The sequence below is a fragment of the Spirillospora sp. NPDC048823 genome (assembly GCF_043198445.1).
Taxonomy (GTDB): domain Bacteria; phylum Actinomycetota; class Actinomycetes; order Streptosporangiales; family Streptosporangiaceae; genus Spirillospora.
In genome coordinates, this window is the sequence record NZ_JBICUT010000001.1 from 1 (window position 1) to 18,060 (window position 18,060).

Consider the following 18,060-nt stretch of genomic DNA (forward strand, 5'->3'; position numbering starts at 1 on the left):
TCGAGATCCGCCAACGCCACCCCGTCTTCGGCGTCGGCTCCTACGTCGAACTCTCCGCCTCCAACCCCTCCGTCCTCGCCTTCACCCGCGAGATCACCGAGGATGAGAGCCCGTGGGGCGAGATGGACACGGTCCTGTGCGTCAGCAACCTGTCGCGCTTCCCGCAGCCGGTCGAACTCGACATGAGGCGTTTCGAGGGCTACTCCCCCGTCGAGTGCATGGGCGGCGTCCAGTTCCCCGCCATCGGCGAGCTGCCGTACCTGATGACGCTTCCCGCGCACGGGTTCTTCTGGTTCCAGCTGATCCCCCCGGACGACGGCGACACCGGCCCGGCCGCGATGCCGGGCACGGCCACCGGCGCGGCCCGGAATTCGGCCCCCGGCGCCGGCGCGGGAAGGACCGTCTGAACGTGCTGCCACCTCACCCCGCCCTCACGCGCGACCTCGCGGAGTGGCTGCCGCGCCAGCGGTGGTTCGGCGGCAAGGACGGTCCCATCGACGAGCTGTCCATCGGCACCGCCACCGAACTGCGCGCCGGCGACCCGGGCCTGCACCACCTCATCCTCGACGTCACCCAGAACGGCGTCACCGACCACTACCAGCTGCTCCTCGGCGTCCGCCGCGACCTGCCGGACCGGCTCCTGCACGTCGAGATCGGCGGGACGTCCGGTGATCCCGGCCTGCGGGAAGGTCCGGACGTCCCGGAGGCGCACCTGTACGACGCCGCCCACGACCCGGACCTGACCCGGATCCTGCTGGACGACCTGGCCGCCGAGGCGTCCGTCGGCCCGCTGCGGTTCCGGCACACCGCCGGCGCCGGCATCCGGACGGATCTGACGAGCCTGCCCATCACCGCCGAGCAGAGCAACACCTCGCTGCTGTTCGGCGACGCCTACATCTGCAAGCTGTTCCGGCGGCTCAGCACCGGCGTCAACCTCGACCTGGAGGTCAACCTCGCCCTGACCCGCGGCGACTGCACGCACGTCCCCGCCGTCCTCGGCTGGATCGAACTGGAGCCGGGACGGGGCGCACGGGCCGGCGGGAACGGTGAGCCGGTCACACTCGCCCTGCTGTCGGACTACCTGCACACCGGCGCGGACGGCTGGAGCCTGGCGATCGCGAGCGTCCGGGACTGGTTCGCGCACACGCCGCCGGCGGGCGACGACGAATGGGCGGAGCTGGACGCGAGCGCCGCGGGCGGCGACTTCGCGGCGGAGGCCGAACGCCTCGGGGCCGCGACCGCCGAGGTGCACCGGGCGCTCGCGGACGCGTTCGGCGTGACGACGCTCCCGGCCGCGGAGGTGCACGCGATGGCGGCGCGGATGAACGCCGAGCTGACCGGCACCTGCCGCGCGGTGCCCGGCCTGGCCCCGCACGCGAAGGCGCTCACGGGGGCGTTCCTCGACCTGGCCGCGCAGGCGGGACCGCTGCCCGTCCAGCGCGTGCACGGCGACTACCACCTCGGGCAGGTCCTGCGCACCGAGAGCGGCTGGACGCTGCTGGACTTCGAGGGCGAGCCGGCACGGACGCAGCACGAGCGCCGGGCCCTCGCGCATCCGCTGCGGGACGTCGCCGGGATGCTGCGCTCGTTCGAGTACGCGGCCCGGTACCTCATCGCCAAGTCCGGCACGGTGCCGCCCGAGCCGGGAGGCCGGCTGGAGACCCGGGCGCACGCCTGGGCGGCGCGGAACAGGGCCGCGTTCTGCCGCGGCTACGCGGCCGCCGGCGGCGCCGACCCGGCGGCGCACTCGGTGCTCATCCGCGCCTTCGAATTCGAGAAGGCGATCTACGAGGTGCGGTACGAGGCACAGAACCGGCCGGCCTGGCTGCCCGTTCCGCTCACCTCGCTGGCTCATCTGGCCACATGATCAAAGACACCAAAGAGCGCCACTAATTCCACGCCATGATCATGCAAAATCGGCGGGCTCTCCCAATTCCGGCACGATCAACGGGGTACCCGGACTCTCGGCGGGGTGCTGATCACCGCCTCGCGGAAATCCCGCGGCACATCCGGCAATGGAACGGAGAGCAGAGAAATGTCCATCGCACGCCAGTCACATGCACGCCACCCACGGGGGGACGCCGGAAACGGAGTATTCGCCCGCCATACCCGCCACGACAGGGCGGGCGCCCGAAAACAGGGGATGCTCCGGACGGCCGTCACCGTGACGGCGACCGGGCTCGCGCTGGCGGTCCCGCTGAGTTCGCAGGCCTTGGCGGACCTCAATCCCGCCGTGCTGAAGAGCCTGCATCTGGACTCCGCCACGCTGAAGAAGGTGAAGGCGTACGACAAGTACCGGACGCGTGAGGCGGCCCAGCGTGAGGGCGCGAGGAAGGCCCTCAAGTTCGCCCGCAAGCAGATCGGAAAGCCGTACCGATGGGGCGCGGAGGGACCGGGCGGCTACGACTGCTCCGGGCTCGCGATGGCCTCGTGGCGCAAGGCGGGCGTCGAACTTCCCCGCGTCACCTACGCGCAGTACCGGAAGGTGGATCGGAAGGTGAAGCTGAAGGACCTCAAGCCCGGGGACCTCATCTTCTTCCGAGGCCGCCGACATGTCGGAATATATGTGGGTGACGGTAAGTATCTCCATGCGCCGCGCACCGGGGAGAGGGTGAGGATCGACAAGCTCACCAAGCGGCGCAGGAAACAGTTCGCCGGAGCGGTCCGGCCCGGTGCGCCCGAGTACAGGAAGTGGTCGCCTTCGGTGAAGGAACTCGTCGAGAAGATCGATCGGATGAGCACACAGAAGAGAGCGGACCAGAAACCGCCTGATAAGCAGCGGACCCCCCAGGTTCCGCCACCTACCGACACACTGCCCAAGAACGATGACAAGCCCAATACACCCGGCAATCCCCCACTGAACGCCCCCGGACACACCCCGGCGGACCAGGCGGCGCCACCCGGCGGCCCTGCCCCGGAGCCGGGCGATTCCGCGGCCCAGGGGCCGCGAAGCGACGCACCGTCGGACGAGACGAAGCCCGAACCGCGGCCCAGGTACGAAACCGGGCAGGCCGCGCAATCGCAGCCGGGGCCAGCCCGGAACCGCTCGGAATTCCGCCCGTGGGCCAAGTACGTGGGCCAGGGCCCGTTCGGCGCCCTGACGGCACCCGGTCACACCGCGAACTGACGACGAACCGTCAGCGAGACCGCCCGCGAGCGGAACGCTGAACGAGGGCGGTTGAACTCGGCAGGCACACCGGGAACGGCGGGGGCCGTTCCCGGACGTGCTTGTGAACACCCGGCTCGACGAACACCCGGCTCGACGAGTACCCGGCTTGTCGGGTACCGCGTACGAAGTCCGGCCCGCGAAACGGGTGCCGTCACGGGAAGACGAGGGGTCTTTCCGGAGGTTAGGGGTTCGGACGGAGGTGTCCGTCCACGAGCCCGTCGAAGCTCAGCCGGACCAGCGTCTCCCCCAGAGACGACATTTCGCGCAAGGTCTCCGTCAGGCAGGCCAGCTCCTGGAATGCTCGGCCGTAGGCGCGCTGACGTTCGAGGGACAGCCGGGGAATGCGGGTCCGGCGCAGGTCCATGCGGCTCGATCCGGTGCCGGTGCGGGCGTGCGCGAAGGTCAGGAAACCGGCGAGGAACCGCGCGTCGAGCCGCTTCCCGTCCGGGCGGTAGAGGGTGAGGTAGGGGCCGAGCGCGGCTCCGTGCTCGGTGATCACCCGGGCGGAGCCGGCGGTGGTGGAGACGACGTCACCGGGTTCGAGCATGATGAGGCCCGGACCGGCGGCGGACGTCCCGGACGGGCCCGTTCCGGCGCTCACGTCGCCGGCGGTGAGGACCGGCACGTCGCCACCGGGCGGCAGCCGCGCGGGCGCGTGGCTGATCGCGACGACCCCGGCCTTGGCCAGTTCGGACAGCGTCGTGAACGGCAGCGGCCGCCGGTCGGGCAGCAGTTCCAGGGAGGGCGGGGCGGGCGCGGCGGCGGCCAGCCGGTCCAGCGCCTCGGTGAAGCGGCGGCCGAACGCCTCGCCGCTCTGCCGGGGACGGTGCCGGGACGGGCTGACGTCGACCTCGTCGTCGAGCAGGTCGATGACCGGCACGGAGAACTCGCCGTCCGGGTGCCGTTCCCATTCGTACTCGGCCCGCTCCAGGTCGCCCTCGGCGTCCAGCAGCAGGACGGCGGCGGGCGGCCGCTCGCCCGGCTTCGGGCGGTGCAGGAGCCACAGGTCGGGGCCGCCGGGCGCCAGCGTCATCACGGCGCGCAGCGCGCCCGACCGCAGCAGGTTGCCGCGGACGCGGCGGCCTGGGCGCCGGCTCGCCGCCGCCGACGGCATCAGAACGGCGGCGCATCCGCCCGGCCGCACGTGGGCGAGGCAGTGCTGGGCCCAGGCCAGCTCGGATTCGCCGCGCGGCGGCAGCCCGTGCTCCCAGCGCGGATCGCCGGCCAGGTCCTCGTGCCCCCACGCGCGATCGCCGAACGGCGGGTTGCAGACGACGGCGTCGGCGACCTCGCCGGGAAAGCCGTCGCGCCGCAGGGAGTCGCCGGGGATGATGTCGGCCGGTGTCCCGGCCAGCAGCAGCCGGACCGCGGTGATCCGGGCGGCGGAGGCGTTGCTGTCCTGGCCGAGCGCCACCCGCGCGCCGGGCACCGACAGCAGCAGCGTGCCGAGCCCGCACGCCGGGTCGAGGACGACGTCGCCGTCCCGGCAGGCGAGGCGCGCCATCAGACCCGCCACGTCCCCGCGCGTCACGACCAGCCGCCGCGAGTGGGCCTGCACGTAGCGCTGGACCAGCAGGTCGAACGCGGCGGCGTGGCCGTGCAGGGCGGCGAGGTCGGCGAGCAGGTGGGGCAGGTCGGGATCGTCGGGGTCGATGGCGGGCGGATGCGGCCTTCCGAGCGTCGGTGCCCCGGAAGTCTCCGGGGCGTCTCCGCGGAGTTCGAGGAGGCGCAGGCCGGCCCAGCCGACGAGGTCGGCGAGCTGGAAGTCGTCGCCGGACGCGCGCAGCCGCTGCCAGAGCCGGTCGGCCGGCGACACCTCGAACGGCTTGCCGTTGCGGCGCAGCCAGTCCTCGACGTCGGCGATCGAGAACAGCGGGCTCGTCGCGGTACCGCCCACCGGGCGCGGGAAGTCGTCATGCCGGCGGCGCCAGTTGCTGACCGTCGCGCGCCCCACGCCCGCCAGCCGGGCGATGTCGCCGGCGGTCACACCCGGATCGCCGCTCATGCCGTCACCATACTTGATCTTTGCAACATCGATCGGCTCGAAGAATGACTGTGAACAGAGTCAATTTACCAGTTGTTGACCATGTCGGCTTGCGTCACGGGCCGGGTCACGGGCGGCGGAGCCGGCGGCCCAACCGGGCGAGCAGTCCGGGGTCCTCGGCCGCGCCGAGCGTCAGCGGCTCCTGCCGCGGGGCGATCGAGGGCGCGATGACGTCCGCGACGACGCAGGTGATGTTGTCCTGGCCGCCGGCCTCGTTGGCGAGTTCGATGAGGCGCGTGACGGCGTCCGCCGGACTTGCCGCGCGCGCCATCGTCTCGCGTATGTCCTCCGGCGCGACGAACCCGGAGAGCCCGTCGGAGCACAGCAGGTAGCGGTCGCCGGGTCGCGCGTTCTGCGAGAACACGTCGGGCTCGGCGCTGCCCCCGCTCTGCAGCGCCTTGATCAGCGCCGATCCCCGCGGATGGCGTGCGGCCTCCTCCTGGGTGAGCTGCCCGCCGTCGACGAGCGACTGGACCATCGTGTGGTCGCGGGTCAGCTGGACAAGGTCCCCGGCGCGCAGGACGTAGGCGCGGGAGTCGCCTATGTGCGCCACCGCGAATCGGACCCCGTCCCAGGCCATCGCGGTCAGGGTCGTGCCCATCCCCGCCAGGTCGGGATCCTCCCGGGCCAAGTCGTCCAGCCGGGCGGCGATCTCGGCCACGCCGTCGGCGAGGCCGGCGGCCGGGTCATCGGTGAGCGTCAGGTCGACGATGATCGCGATCGCGGTCCGGCTCGCGACGTCGCCGTGCGGGTGGCCGCCCATCCCGTCGGCGACCGCGAGCAGCCCCGGACCGGCGAACGCCGAGTCCTCGTTCACCTTCCGCCGCTTGCCGATATCCGTACCGGCCGCGAACCGAAGCGCATGGTGAGCCATGCATCCTAGTGAACCACGCTAAAACTCAATTCACAAGCATCCAGCGCAATAATCGGCTCCCGTCGGCGCACAACCGCGCCCGCAGATAGATCATGCTATGTTCTGCAATGAAAACCGTTTTCATTCTCGGGAGTCCCCCATGACCTCGCTTCAGCGTGCCCCTGGTCAGCGTGCCCGCCTGCTCGGTGCGGGCGCCGTGGTCGCCGCCGCGGCACTGGCGGCCGCCGCCTGCGGTTCGTCCTCCGACACCGGCGCGGTGACCTCGGGCGGCGCCCCCGTCGCCGTCGTCGCCTCGACGAACGTCTACGGCGACTTCGCGCGCCAGATCGGCGGCGACAAGGTCGAGGTGACGTCGTTGATCAGCGACCCCGCACAGGACCCGCACTCCTTCGAGGCCGGGACGCGCGCCCGCCTCGCCGTGTCCAAGGCCGCGGTCGTGATCGAGAACGGGGGCGGCTATGACGACTTCGTGGGCACGCTGCTGAAGGGCTCCGGGTCCAAGGCCGAAGTGCTCAACGCCGTCCGGATCTCCGGGAAGACCGCGCCGGACGGCGAGGAACTGAACGAGCACGTCTGGTACGACCTGCCGTCCGCCGGGCTGCTGGCCGACCGGCTCTCCGCCGCGCTCGCCAAGGCCGACCCCGGCGACGCCGGAACGTATTCGGCGAACGCCGCCGCGTTCAAGGCCAGGCTGAAGGCCCTCGAAGGAAAGGTGGCGGCGCTCAAGGCCGCGCACTCCGGCGACGGCGTCGCGATCACCGAACCCGTCCCCGTCTACCTCCTGGAGGCCGCGGGGCTGCGCAACCGGACGCCCGAGGCGTTCAGTGAGGCGATCGAGGAGGGCGGCGACGTGCCGCCGAGGGCGCTCCAGGAGACGCTCGCGCTGCTCACGGAGAAGAAGGTCGACGCGCTCGTCTACAACGCGCAGACCGGCGGGCCGCAGACCGAGCGTCTCAAGAAGGCCGCGGAGGACGCCGGCGTGCCCGTCGTGCCGGTCACCGAGACCCTCCCGGAGGGCCAGAACTACATCACCTGGATGGACGGCACCATCGCCGCCCTCCAGAAGTCGCTGTCGTGATCTCACTGCGCGACGCCGCGCTGGCGTACAGGGACCGGACGCTGTGGCGCGGACTCGACCTCGACGTCGCGGCCGGCGAGTTCCTGGTCGTGCTCGGGCCGAACGGATCGGGGAAGACCAGCCTGCTGAAGGTGCTGCTCGGGCTGCGGCGCCTCACGGCCGGGACGGTCACGGTGGACGGCCGTCCGCCACGGCGCGGAAGCGACCTCATCGGGTACGTCCCGCAGCACACGGCCGTCGCGCCGCACACCCCGCTGCGCGCCCGTGACCTGGTGCGGTTCGGGATCGACGGGCACCGGTGGGGGCCGCGGCGGCCACGTCCGGAGACCCGCCGCCGCGTCGAGGACGTCCTGCGGGACGTCGGCGCCGCGCCGTTCGCCGACGTCCCGCTCGACCTGCTGTCGGGCGGCGAACTGCAGCGCGTGCGGGTCGCGCAGGCCCTCGCGGCCGGCCCGCGCATCCTGCTGTGCGACGAGCCGCTGCTGTCGCTGGACGCCGAGCATCAGCGGATCGTCGCCGACCTCGTCGACCGGCGGTGTCGCGAGCACGGCACCGCCATCGTGTTCGTCACGCACGAGGTCGAGCCGGTCCTCCCGCTCGCGGACCGCGTGCTCGACCTCGGCGGCGTGCGGGGCGGTGTGGAGGTGGAGGCGGCATGAGCTGGCACGAGGTCTGGGGCGAGATCTTCAACTTCGAGGACTACGGGGCACTGCTCGGGCTGGTCCGCAACTCGCTCATCGCCGGGGCGGTGCTCGGGCTGGTCGGCGGGCTCGCCGGGACGTTCGTCGTCATGCGCGACCTCGCGTTCGCCGTGCACGGCATCGCCGAGTTGTCGTTCGCCGGCGCCGCGGCGGCGCTGCTGCTCGGGACCGGCGTCGCGGGCGGATCGATCGCGGGCGCGCTGCTGGCCGCCGCGCTCATCGGGGTGCTCGGCTCCCGGGCACGCGACCGCGGGTCGGTCATCGGGGTGCTGATGCCGTTCGGGCTCGGGCTGGGCGTGCTGTTCCTGTCGCTCTACAAGGGACGGTCGGCCAACAAGTTCGGCCTGCTCACCGGGCAGATCGTCGCGATCGACACGCCGCGGCTGTCGTGGCTGCTGGTGACATCGGCGATCGTGCTGGTGTGCCTCGCCGTCATGTGGCGTCCGCTGGCGTTCGCGAGCCTCGACCCGGACGTGGCGGCGGCGCGGGGCGTGCCGGTGCGGGCGCTGTCGCCGGTCTTCATGCTCGTGCTCGGCCTCGCGGTCGCCGTGTCGGTGCAGGTCGTCGGGGCGCTGCTGGTGCTCGCGCTGCTGTGCACACCGGCCGCGGCGGCCGTGCGGGTCACCGCGTCGCCGGTCCTCGTCCCGGTGCTGAGCACCGTCTTCGCGACCGTGTCGGTGGTGGGCGGCATCCTGCTGTCGCTCGGGTCGAGCATCCCGATCAGCCCGTACGTCACGACGATCTCGTTCGCGCTGTACGGGGCGTGCCGCGCGGCCGGGGCCGTCCGGGCCCGGCGCGGATGGACGGCCCGGCGAGTCACGGCGCGGCCGGACACCGTCGCCGCATGAACCCCGCGCTCATCTGACACCGTCGCCGCATGACACGGCGCGCGTCCAACAGTGCGCTCGTCCAACACAGCGCTCGTCCAACACGGCGCTCGTCCAACACCGTCGCAACATGATCTCTTGGTGCCCGCCCGGTATTTCCCTCCGGGCGGGGCCTGCGCGCCGGTCGGCGTTCCGGACATGCCGGACCCGTGTTCGCCAGGACGTTGCGATTCGCTTACCGGCGCGTGGGCATCGCCGCGGGACGTGAGGGCATCAACAGGGCTCTTGGGATTTTCGGGGCGATTGGGGGACGCGATGTGGGACTTCGCGGGCCGTGACACCGCTATCGACATGGGCAGCGCGACCGTGCGCATGCATCTCAGGGACCGGGGGGTCGTCTGCCGGGAACCGTCGCTTCTCGCCCGCTGCCGGCACACCGGACGGATCCTCGCGCTCGGCGGCCCCGCTCAGGAGATGGCGGGACGCAACCCCGAGGTGACCCTCGTCAGGCCGGTCCGCGAGGGCGCGCCGACCGAGACCGACGCCGCCGAGTACATGATGCGGGCGCTGGTCCGCCGCCACCAGAAGCGCCACTACACGGCCCGCCCCCGGCTGGTCGTGACGGTTCCGAGCGGGCTGAGCGCCGTCCACTACCGGGCGCTGCGGTTCTCCGCCTACCAGGCCGGCGCCCGCCGCCTCACGCTCCTGCCGACGCCGATCGCCGCCGCCATCGGGATGGGCATGACCTCGTCCATGCGCTCCGAGGTGACGGTCATCGCCAACATCGGCGCGGACGTCACCGACGTCGGCGTCATCGCGTTCGGCGGCCTCGTCACCTCCCACACCGTGCTCATCGGCGGGTCGGCGCTGGACCGCGCGATCGTCGATCTCGTCCGGCGCGAGCACCAGGTGTCGCTGTCGCACTCCGCCGCGGAGGCCGCGAAGCTGAAGGTCGGGGCGGTGCCGCCGCTCGGACGGCGGCCGGTGAAGCAGGTCGAGGTGAACGGGCGCGACATCGCGACGGGAATGCCGCGGACGATCGTCCTCACCACCGTGGACGTCGGCCGGGCGATCGCCGGCCCCGTCGCCGAGATCGTCGACGCCATCGGCGTCGGCGTCAGCGGCTGCTCACCCGAGATCTCCGGCGAGCTGCTCAGCGTCGGCGTCACCCTCACCGGCGGGTCCGCCCGGCTGCCCGGCCTGGACCGGCTGATCCGCGACCGGACGGGGCTGGGCGCGCGGGTCGGGGACGACACCGGCGACGCGGCCGTCCTCGGCGCCGGCGAGGTGCTGCGCGCGACCCGCTCCGAGGACAAGCCCGCCCGCGACAGCGCACCGAACCCGCATCTGCTGACGACCCTTCCCGAGCTCGAATACTGAGCGATTCCCGCCCTCGGCGGTCCGGCCGGTGGGGACGTCCGCCGCCGCGCGGGACGACCCGTTCACTGACCGGTAGGTCGTTTCCACGGCGCGGGACGCGGCGGCGCGTCACGATGGACGCATGTCCTTCGAAGGGATGCCGGGACACGACCTGATCAACGTCGACAGGGACCTGGAACCCGTGGCGGCCGTCCGTGATCAGGAGGCCGCCGAGCGGCGGCGCGCCTACCCCGAGATCGTGGGTGTGGGGCCGCCGGAGTTCGGCTGCGCCGAGCAGGCCGGCGGCGCGTGGCGGATCCTGTCGCTCGGCGCGCTGGAGCCCGGCGAGGCCCGCGTCGACCTGTCGTTCCACCTCCGCGACATCGCCGGCGACCACGATCCGGCGGTGCGCGATGACATGCTGCGCCTCGCGGACGCCCTCGATCGGACAGAGTTCGAACGGGCAGGGGTCGAACGGGCCGGAAGCGAAAGGGCCGAAAGTGAGCGGGCCGGGAGCAGCGCGGCGGCGGGTGGGGCGTCGGACCGCAACGAGTGCGCGGTGGGGCCGCTGCGGTTCCGGATCGTCCGCGTGCTGGGCTTCGCCCGGTTCGGCGCCGACGGGCCCGAGCCCGCCCGCGTCACCGACGGCGAGGACGGGCCGCTGCGCGGGTTCGCCATCGACCCGGCGGCCCCGGTCGGCCCGGCCGACGCGGCGCTCAGGCTGGAGCTGCTCGGCCTGGTGCCCGCCGAAGGCACCGTCCCGGAACGGCTGCGCCGCGAGGCGGTCACCGCGATCAGGGCGCACCCGGGCGTCGTGCTCCTGCCCCCGGAGTTCACCGTCCTGGAGGACCGCGACGGCCAGTGGCGGCCGGTCACCGGGGGGATCGGGCCGCAGGACGCCCGCGACTCCCTCGCGCACTACTTCCGCGTGCTGCTGCCGAAGGCGGGGCCGGGAGACTGCGGGCCGCCGCCGAGCCCCGGTGAGCTGGCCGAGTACGCGGAGGCCGCCGACCGCATCGACGCGGACGGCGGCGTCGAGTTCGTGGCGTGCGGGCGGCGCTTCCGGATCGTCCACGTCATCCGGATGATCCGGGTCGGCCCGGACGGTCCCGAACCGGCCCGCCCTTCCGACGAGGTCCCCTGACCGCGCGGCGGCCGCGGGCTCGCCCCACCCGGACTCGCCCCACCCGCAACTCGACCATCCGCGACTCGGCCGGCCCGCAATAGGATGCCGTCACATGAGCGACGCACCCGATCGCGAAGGTCCCGGAGCACCGCGCCTGGAAGAGGTCTCGGACGGGGTGTTCGCCTACGTCCAGCCCGACGGCACCTGGTGGATCAACAACACCGGTTTCCTCGTCGGGGAGCGCGGCGTGACCAGCGTGGACTCCTGTTCGACCGAGCGCCGGACCCGCGCCTACCTGGACTCGATCCGGTCGGTCACGGACCGGCCCGTCCGGACGCTGGTCAACACCCACCACCACGGCGACCACACGTTCGGGAACTACCTGTTCTCCGGCGCGACCGTCGTCGGTCATGAGCAGACGCGCGAGAACGCCCTCTCCTGGGGCAAACCGTTCGACGAGCCGGTCTGGACGAAGGTGGACTGGGGCGACGTCGAACTGGAGCCGCCGTTCCTCACCTACACCGAAGGCGTGACCCTGTGGGTGGACGAACTGCGGTGCGAGGTCCGGCACGTCGGGACGCCCGCGCACACCACCAACGACTCGATCGTGTGGATCCCGGAGCGGCGGGTACTGTTCTGCGGCGACCTGCTGTTCAACGGCGGCACCCCGTTCCTGCTGCAGGGCTCGATCGCCGGCGCGATCAAGGTGCTGGAGGAGGTCATCGCGCCGCTGGGCGCGGAGACGATCGTGCCGGGGCACGGCCCGGTGGGCGGTCCGGAGCTCATCGACCGCGTGGTCGGCTATGCCCGGTTCGTCCAGACGACGGCCGCGGCGGCGAGGTCGGCCGGGCTGACGCCGCTGGAGGCCGCCCGCGAGGCCGACCTCGGCCCGTTCGCCGAGCTGACCGACGCCGAGCGGCTCGTCGGCAACCTGCACCGCGCCTACGCCGAGCTGGACGGGCTCGAACCCGGCGGGCAGATCGACGTGGTCGCCGCCATCGGCGACATGGTCACCTTCAACGGCGGCCGTCCGCTGACCTGCCGCGCCTGAGCGCCCCCGCACCGCGCCGCCCCGCGCCGAACGCACGCCGCACGCCCGCCGCACGCCCGCCGCACGCCTTAGAAGAAGCGGTCGGCGAGCCTCAAAGAGCAGAGCGCATGTCCTGTTCGACGGCGTCGGCGGCCTTGCGTGCGGCGATCAGGACCGGGTCCCACGCGGGTGAGAACGGCGGCGCGTAGCCGAGGTCGAGGCCGGTCATCTCCTCGGCCGTCATCCCGTTCCACAGCGCGATGGCCAGGCCGTCGACGCGTTTGCCGGCGTTCTCCTCGCCGACGATCTGCGCGCCGAGCACCCGGCCGGAACGGCGCTCCACGATCATCTTCGTCTTCATCCGGGTGGCGCCCGGGTGGTAGCCGGCCCGGGTGGTGGACTCCACGACCACGCTCAGCGTCTCGAACCCCGCGGCGGCCGCCTCGCGTTCGTTCAGGCCCGTCCGCGCGACCTCCACCTTGCAGATCTTGGAGATGGCGGTGCCGGCGACGCCGGGGAACGTGGCGTAGCCGCCGCCGAGGTTGATGCCCGCGACGCGTCCCTGCTTGTTGGCGTGCGTGCCGAGCGGGATCGCGACGGGCCCGCCGGAGACCAGGTGGCGGGTCTCGACGCAGTCCCCGGCCGCCCAGACCCGTTCGGTGCGGGTGCGCATCCGGCGGTCGGTGACGATGCCGCCGGTCGGGCCGGTCTCGATCCCGGCGGCTCGGGCGAGGCCGGAGCCCGGCCGCACACCCAGCCCGAGGACGACGAGGTCGGCAGGCAGGGTGTGGTTCGGGGTGCGGACGGCCGTGACGTGCCCGTCCGGGGAGGTGTCGAAGCCCTCGACCGGTTCCCCGAGATGCAGTTTCACGCCGATGCCGCGCATCGCGTCCGCGATGATCGCGCCCATGTCCTCGTCGAGGGTCTGCATCGGCTGGTCGGCGAGGTCCACGAGGGTCACATCCAGGCCCCGCATCACCATCGCCTCGGCCATTTCCAGGCCGATGTAGCCGCCGCCCACCACGACCGCGCGACGCGCCCCCTCCTGCGCGACGGCCTGCCGGATGGCTATCCCGTCGCCGAGGATCTGGACGCCGTGCACACCCTTCGCGTCCGCGCCGGGCAGCGGCGGCCGTACCGGGACGGCTCCGGTCGCGACCATGAGGTCGTCGTAGGGCTCCCAGCGCTCCCCGCCGCCCTCGGCGTCGCGGACGCGGACGCGGCCGCCGTCCACGTCGATCTCGACGGCCTCGGTGCGCAGCCGCACGTCGATGTCGCGGTCGCGGAACTGGTCGGGGGTGCGGGCGATGAGCTTGTCGAGCTCGTCGACCACTCCTCCCACGAAGTACGGGATGCCGCACGCCGAATACGACACGTGGTGCCCGCGCTCGACGACGAGGATGTCCAGGTCGTCCGCCGCGCGCCGCCTGCGGGCCTGGGACGCGGCGCTCATCCCGGCGGCGTCGCCTCCGATCACGAGCAGCCGTTCACGTGCGGCCATGCCGGTCGCCTCCTGCAAGTCGTGTTGCCCTGTGTCGTGTGACCCTGCGTCGTGATGCCCTGTGCCATGGTGCCCTGTGTGGTGCCGGTGTCATGGTGCCGGTGGCATGGTGCTCAGATTCCGTACACGCGGCGGGCGTTGCCCGACGCGATCAGCTCGGCGACGCGTCCGGCATCGCGAGCCGTCCAGGCGCCGTCGTCGACGCCCCCGGCGAGCAGGCCCGCCAGGCCGCGCCGGAACAGCAGCGCGCCCAGGTGGTACAGCTCGGCGAGCCCGAACGCGTCCGACGAGTGAAGCACCTTCCCGAAGGGTGCCAGCTCAAGCAGCTCGGCGATCAGCGCGGGCGCCCGGTGCCCGAGGTTGTTGATCGCCAGGCCGGCGTCGGCGTACACGTTCGGGAGCACCTGGGCCAGGTAGCCAGCATGCCGGTGGAACGGGTAGTTGTGCAGCAGCATCGCGGGGACGGGGTCCATGGCGCGCAGCAGCTCGATGAGCAGCAGCGGGTCGCCGCGGCGCAGGTCGGCGTCCACGTCCCCGTAGCCGACGTGGAACTGCACCGGCAGCCCGGCGTCGACCGCGCACCAGACGAGGAACCGGTGCAGGACCTCGTCGCACACGCGCGGCCGCTCCTGGCCCATGAGCCGGCCGGCCGCGGCCGTCACCTGCGCGGCGGAGGGCCGCTCACCCGACAGCTCCAGCCCGGAGCGGTACGCGGCGATGGACTTGGCGCCCACGGCGTCCCGCCCGGTGATCCGGGAGCGCACCTCGTCCGCGAACCGCGCCGCGTCGACGCCGTCTCCGGCGACCTGTTCCGCGACGGTCTCCAGCCGGACGATCTCGTGGGCCTTCGCCCCGGCGAGACGTCCGAGATCCGGCGGTTCGAGCATCGCCCGCGGCGTGTACCCGGTGTCCACGCACAGGGCGTCCAGCCCGGCCGCCTCAAGGAACCGCCGGTTGACCTCGGCGGCGCCCAGTTCGGCGCGGCGGGCGAGGTAGGCGTCCGGCTCCGCGTGGGCCTCCAGGTCCATGACCGGCGGGCACCAGCGCCGCAGCGCGAACCCGACCTGCGTGTCGAACATGCTCACGCCCGGCGGGCCCGGTGTCTCCGCCTCCGTGAGGAGCTCCTCGAACTCCGCGCGGCCGAGGTCGCGGCCGAGGACGCCGTGGCAGTGGTGGTCGACCAGCGGCAGCGACTCCAAGTACTCCAGCACCGCACCCGCCTCCTCCCTGAAACAGATCTCCGATCTTCCTACGATGCCCTTACGTACACCGCGCACGTACACCGCGCACGTACACGCGCACGTACACGCGCCCATACGCGCCCATATACGCAGGCACATTGACCGCACCGCATTCTCCGCCACTCCGATCGGGAGCCAGCACCGTGGAACAGATCCCCGAACCCGTCACCTCCGGGAACGTGCTCAACGCGCGCACCCGCGCACGGCTCGGTACCCGCGCCGCCGAGATGGCGCGGCGGCTGACCGGGCAGGGCATCGTCGCCGTCGCGCTGACGTGGGTGGACATCAGCGGGATCACGCGCACGAAGACGGTCCCGGTGGAACGGCTGGAGCACGCCGCGGCGTGGGGCGTCGGGATGTCCCCGGTGTTCGACGTGTTCCTGCTGGACGACTCGATCGTGTCCGGGCGGCACATCGGCGGCCCGGTCGGGGACCTGCGGCTCCACCCGGATCTGGACCGTCTCGTCCCGATGGCGGCGCTGCCGGGCTGGGCGCACGCGCCGGCGCACCGGTACGCGCAGGACGGAACCGTCCATCCGCTGGACACGCGGGCCCTGCTGCGCCGCGAAACGGACCGGCTCGCGGGGAACGGATGGTCGGTGAAGGCGGCGTTCGAGATCGAGTGGGCCGTATCCAAGGCGAAGAACGACGGGGGGAAGAACGACGGGGCGAACGGGGACGAGGAGGGCTTCTCACCCGCCTGCCGCGGGCCCGCGTACGGGATGACGCGGGTCACCGAGCTGGCCGGCTACCTGCGGGACGTCCTCACCGCGCTGAAGGAGACGGGCGTCACGGTCGTCCAGCTGCATCCGGAGTACGCGGCCGGGCAGTACGAGGTGTCGGTGGAGGCCGAGGACCCGGTCGGCGCGGCCGACACCGCCGTCCTGGTCAGGGAGACGATCCGGGCGGTGTCGATGGCGCACGGCCTGGCCGCCTCGTTCTCCCCGAAGGTCGAGGCGGACTCGGTGGGCAACGGCTTCCACGTCCACCTCAGCCTGTGGCGCGCGAAGGCGGACGGTCCGGTGAACGCGATGGCGGGCGGCGACGGCCCGTGCGGGATGACGGCCGCCGGGGAGGCGTTCACCGCCGGGATCCTGCACCAGCTGCCCGCGCTGCTGGCGGTCGGGGCGCCGACGGTCGCCAGCTACCTGCGGCTGATCCCGTCGCACTGGGCGGGCGCGTTCGCCTGCTGGGGGCTGGAGAACCGGGAGGCGGCGCTGCGGTTCGTCGCCGGCGCCGACGGTGAGCGGGCCGCCGCGGCGAACCTGGAGGTCAAGTGCGTGGACGCCGCCGCCAACCCGTACCTGCTGCTGGCGGCGCTGCTGGCGGCCGGGCGGGACGGGCTCGGCGCCGACCGCAGGCTGCCGGAGCCGGTCGGCGTCGACCCGGCCGGTCTGGCGGCGGACGAGCGCGCCGCCCGGGGCATCGTCGCGCTGCCCGCGTCGCTGGCCGAGTCGGTCGCGGCGTTCGAGGACGACACCGTCCTGCGGGACGCGCTCGGCGAGGCCGTCACCGACACCGTGTCGACCGTCCGGCGCGGCGAGATCGCCCTGCTGGACGGCGCGACACCGCAGCAGGTCGCCGCCGTCACCCGCTGGCGCCACTGAGCCCCCGTCGGTTGGAAGCCCGATCGAGGAACAGCGACCAGGCGGCACGGGCCAACAAATCCCGACTTTGCTGCGAAATTGCCCACACAGGGGAAGAACCCCGGCATGGCACCCGCTTTCTTCCGCCGCCGCGACCGTCCGGGCCGCCGCGACAGTGCAGGCCGCCGCAACCGTCCGGGCCGTTACGGCCGTTCCGATCGCGCCGGCCGGTCGCCGCTGCGCGTGGCGACGGAGGTGCAGTCCGCCGCCTTCCGCATCGCCCGGCTGACGATCACCGCCACCGTGTCCTTCGTGCTGGCCCTGGCGGTCCTGCCGCCGGGCGGCCCGAAGCCGCTGCTGTCGCCGCTGACCGCGCTGCTGGTCGTCCAGTTCTCCGTTTACCAGACGATCAGGGCGAGCATCCTGCGGGTCGCCGCGGTCACCTCGGGGGTGCTGGTCGCCGTCATGGCCGCGAGCACCATCGGGTTCTCCTGGTGGACCCTCGGGCTGACCATCCTCGCCGCGCTCGTCATCGGGCACGTGCTGCGGCTGCGCGAGCACGTGCTGGAGGCTCCGATCAGCGCCATGCTGATCTTCGCGCTGGGGGCGGCCAGCGAGTCCGGCGCCACCACCCGCGTCCTGGAGACGCTGATCGGAGCGGCCACCGGGCTGGTGGCGACGCTGCTGGTGCCGTCGGTGCGCGTCCGGCCCGCCGAGGAGGCCGTGCAGGACATCACCGAGAAACTGCGGCGGCTGATCGAGGAGATCGCCGACGGGCTGCGGGGCGAACCCGCCGAGGACGAGGCGGCACGCTGGCAGGACGCCGCCGAGCAGCTCGCCCGGGAGATCGGCCGCACCGACCGGGAGCTGAGCGCGGCGGAGGAGAGCGTCCGGCTCAACCCGCGGACGCGGGCGCGGCGGCTCATCGACGCCGGCGTCGCGCTGCGCAACGCCATGGAGACGATCGAGCACTTCACCCTCTCGCTGCGCGGCCTGACCCGCTCACTGGCCGACGACGAGCGGTTCGGCGAGCACGGGCGGCTGCTGACCGACCCGGCGGTGCGCCGCGAACTCGGCGACGCGCTGTCCGGGATCGCCGTGAGCATCGCCGCCTACGGCCGGCTCGCCCGCTCCGACCTGGCCCGCGACGCCCGGCCGTTCCTCGCCGAGCACGATCTCGAAGCGCGGGTCGACATCGCCCGCGAGCGCCGCGCCCGGCTCACCCGCAGGCTGCACGAGCGGGCCGCGTCCGGGGACCTGTGGCCGCTGTACGGCGAGGTGTCCATGGACGTCGACCGCCTCATCGAGCATCTCCGGGTCGAGCACCGGGCCCGCGCCCGGGAGCACTGGCGGCGGCACCGCGGCGCGGCCCGGCATCTGCCCCCGCGTCCCGTCCGCGTCGTCCAGCAGGCCGGGCACCAGCTGCGCAGGGCCGCCGAGTCGGCCGCCGCCGCGGCCGAGCGGAACGCCAGGGAGTCCGGCGACCCCGACCACCCTCCCTGACAGGTGCCCCCAACTTTCGGT

The 18,060-nt window shown here is 73.0% G+C and carries 15 protein-coding genes; 11 read left to right on the forward strand and 4 right to left on the reverse strand.

Going from position 1 to position 18,060, the window contains the following annotated elements; translation table 11 throughout:
- From ACGFK0_RS00005 to ACGFK0_RS00015, 3 genes are all read left to right on the forward strand, one after another.
- On the forward strand, nt 1-407 hold a 407-nt coding region (locus tag ACGFK0_RS00005), incomplete at its 5' end, for an alpha-glucosidase C-terminal domain-containing protein (protein WP_392897654.1).
- Between the two features lie 2 nt (nt 408-409).
- Nucleotides 410-1,867 (forward strand): aminoglycoside phosphotransferase, encoded by a 1,458-nt coding sequence (locus ACGFK0_RS00010; RefSeq protein WP_392897657.1) that lies wholly within the window; start codon nt 410-412, stop codon nt 1,865-1,867.
- A gap of 276 nt (nt 1,868-2,143) precedes the next feature.
- Nucleotides 2,144-3,127 (forward strand): C40 family peptidase, encoded by a 984-nt coding sequence (locus ACGFK0_RS00015; protein ID WP_392897660.1) that lies wholly within the window; start codon nt 2,144-2,146, stop codon nt 3,125-3,127.
- A gap of 223 nt (nt 3,128-3,350) precedes the next feature.
- Here ACGFK0_RS00015 and ACGFK0_RS00020 read toward each other — a convergent pair whose 3' ends face one another.
- Both ACGFK0_RS00020 and ACGFK0_RS00025 read right to left on the reverse strand, forming a co-directional pair.
- On the reverse strand, nt 3,351-5,174 hold the full coding sequence (locus ACGFK0_RS00020) for an N-6 DNA methylase (protein WP_392897663.1): 1,824 nt from the start codon (nt 5,172-5,174) through the stop codon (nt 3,351-3,353).
- A 106-nt stretch (nt 5,175-5,280) separates the two neighbouring features.
- Nucleotides 5,281-6,087, reverse strand: coding sequence for a PP2C family protein-serine/threonine phosphatase (locus tag ACGFK0_RS00025; protein ID WP_392897666.1), 807 nt, complete (start codon nt 6,085-6,087; stop codon nt 5,281-5,283).
- A 139-nt stretch (nt 6,088-6,226) separates the two neighbouring features.
- On the opposite strand from ACGFK0_RS00025, the gene ACGFK0_RS00030 reads away from it, so the two are divergent.
- The 6 genes from ACGFK0_RS00030 to ACGFK0_RS00055 all read left to right on the forward strand — a co-directional run bounded on the left by ACGFK0_RS00030 (nt 6,227) and on the right by ACGFK0_RS00055 (nt 12,229).
- Nucleotides 6,227-7,165: a metal ABC transporter solute-binding protein, Zn/Mn family gene (locus tag ACGFK0_RS00030; protein WP_392897669.1), complete on the forward strand. Its 939-nt coding sequence runs from the start codon at nt 6,227-6,229 to the stop codon at nt 7,163-7,165.
- Nucleotides 7,162-7,824, forward strand: a complete 663-nt coding sequence (locus ACGFK0_RS00035; protein ID WP_392897673.1) for a metal ABC transporter ATP-binding protein — start codon at nt 7,162-7,164, stop codon at nt 7,822-7,824. Before ACGFK0_RS00030 ends, ACGFK0_RS00035 begins: the two co-directional genes overlap by 4 nt.
- Nucleotides 7,821-8,714: a metal ABC transporter permease gene (locus ACGFK0_RS00040; protein WP_392897676.1), complete on the forward strand. Its 894-nt coding sequence runs from the start codon at nt 7,821-7,823 to the stop codon at nt 8,712-8,714. The genes ACGFK0_RS00035 and ACGFK0_RS00040 overlap by 4 nt, the downstream gene beginning before the upstream one ends.
- A 294-nt stretch (nt 8,715-9,008) precedes the next feature.
- A complete protein-coding gene (locus ACGFK0_RS00045) occupies nt 9,009-10,073 on the forward strand; it encodes a rod shape-determining protein (RefSeq protein WP_392897679.1) in 1,065 nt (354 codons plus the stop codon).
- 121 nt (nt 10,074-10,194) lie between these two features.
- On the forward strand, nt 10,195-11,196 hold the full coding sequence (locus ACGFK0_RS00050) for a DUF5954 family protein (RefSeq protein WP_392897682.1): 1,002 nt from the start codon (nt 10,195-10,197) through the stop codon (nt 11,194-11,196).
- A gap of 94 nt (nt 11,197-11,290) precedes the next feature.
- Nucleotides 11,291-12,229 (forward strand): MBL fold metallo-hydrolase, encoded by a 939-nt coding sequence (locus ACGFK0_RS00055; RefSeq protein ID WP_392897685.1) that lies wholly within the window; start codon nt 11,291-11,293, stop codon nt 12,227-12,229.
- 91 nt (nt 12,230-12,320) lie between these two features.
- Here ACGFK0_RS00055 and ACGFK0_RS00060 read toward each other — a convergent pair whose 3' ends face one another.
- Together ACGFK0_RS00060 and ACGFK0_RS00065 are read right to left on the reverse strand one after the other, a co-directional pair.
- The gene (locus ACGFK0_RS00060; RefSeq protein ID WP_392897688.1) at nt 12,321-13,709 is read right to left on the reverse strand and encodes an FAD-dependent oxidoreductase; all 1,389 of its coding nucleotides are present in this window, start codon (nt 13,707-13,709) and stop codon (nt 12,321-12,323) included.
- A gap of 113 nt (nt 13,710-13,822) precedes the next feature.
- Nucleotides 13,823-14,920 (reverse strand): amidohydrolase family protein, encoded by a 1,098-nt coding sequence (locus ACGFK0_RS00065; RefSeq protein ID WP_392897691.1) that lies wholly within the window; start codon nt 14,918-14,920, stop codon nt 13,823-13,825.
- Between the two features lie 173 nt (nt 14,921-15,093).
- Between ACGFK0_RS00065 and ACGFK0_RS00070 the strand changes: the two genes are divergently transcribed.
- Both ACGFK0_RS00070 and ACGFK0_RS00075 read left to right on the forward strand, forming a co-directional pair.
- Nucleotides 15,094-16,557: a hypothetical protein gene (locus ACGFK0_RS00070; protein WP_392897694.1), complete on the forward strand. Its 1,464-nt coding sequence runs from the start codon at nt 15,094-15,096 to the stop codon at nt 16,555-16,557.
- A gap of 105 nt (nt 16,558-16,662) precedes the next feature.
- Nucleotides 16,663-18,039 carry an aromatic acid exporter family protein gene (locus tag ACGFK0_RS00075; RefSeq protein WP_392897697.1) on the forward strand — a complete coding sequence of 459 codons (1,377 nt, stop codon included), beginning with the start codon at nt 16,663-16,665 and terminating at the stop codon, nt 18,037-18,039.
- Nucleotides 18,040-18,060: the final 21 nt, after the last annotated feature.

Excerpts from the sequence above, each read along its gene's own strand:
- ACGFK0_RS00025 (WP_392897666.1), bottom strand. The coding sequence starts at position 6,087 with ATGGCTCACCATGCGCTTCGGTTCGCGGCCGGTACGGATATCGGCAAG.
- ACGFK0_RS00030 (WP_392897669.1), top strand. The coding sequence starts at position 6,227 with ATGACCTCGCTTCAGCGTGCCCCTGGTCAGCGTGCCCGCCTGCTCGGT.
- ACGFK0_RS00060 (WP_392897688.1), bottom strand. The coding sequence starts at position 13,709 with ATGGCCGCACGTGAACGGCTGCTCGTGATCGGAGGCGACGCCGCCGGG.
- ACGFK0_RS00040 (WP_392897676.1), top strand. The coding sequence starts at position 7,821 with ATGAGCTGGCACGAGGTCTGGGGCGAGATCTTCAACTTCGAGGACTAC.
- ACGFK0_RS00045 (WP_392897679.1), top strand. The coding sequence starts at position 9,009 with ATGTGGGACTTCGCGGGCCGTGACACCGCTATCGACATGGGCAGCGCG.
- ACGFK0_RS00015 (WP_392897660.1), top strand. The coding sequence starts at position 2,144 with ATGCTCCGGACGGCCGTCACCGTGACGGCGACCGGGCTCGCGCTGGCG.
- ACGFK0_RS00055 (WP_392897685.1), top strand. The coding sequence starts at position 11,291 with ATGAGCGACGCACCCGATCGCGAAGGTCCCGGAGCACCGCGCCTGGAA.
- ACGFK0_RS00075 (WP_392897697.1), top strand. The coding sequence starts at position 16,663 with ATGGCACCCGCTTTCTTCCGCCGCCGCGACCGTCCGGGCCGCCGCGAC.
- ACGFK0_RS00050 (WP_392897682.1), top strand. The coding sequence starts at position 10,195 with ATGTCCTTCGAAGGGATGCCGGGACACGACCTGATCAACGTCGACAGG.
- ACGFK0_RS00020 (WP_392897663.1), bottom strand. The coding sequence starts at position 5,174 with ATGAGCGGCGATCCGGGTGTGACCGCCGGCGACATCGCCCGGCTGGCG.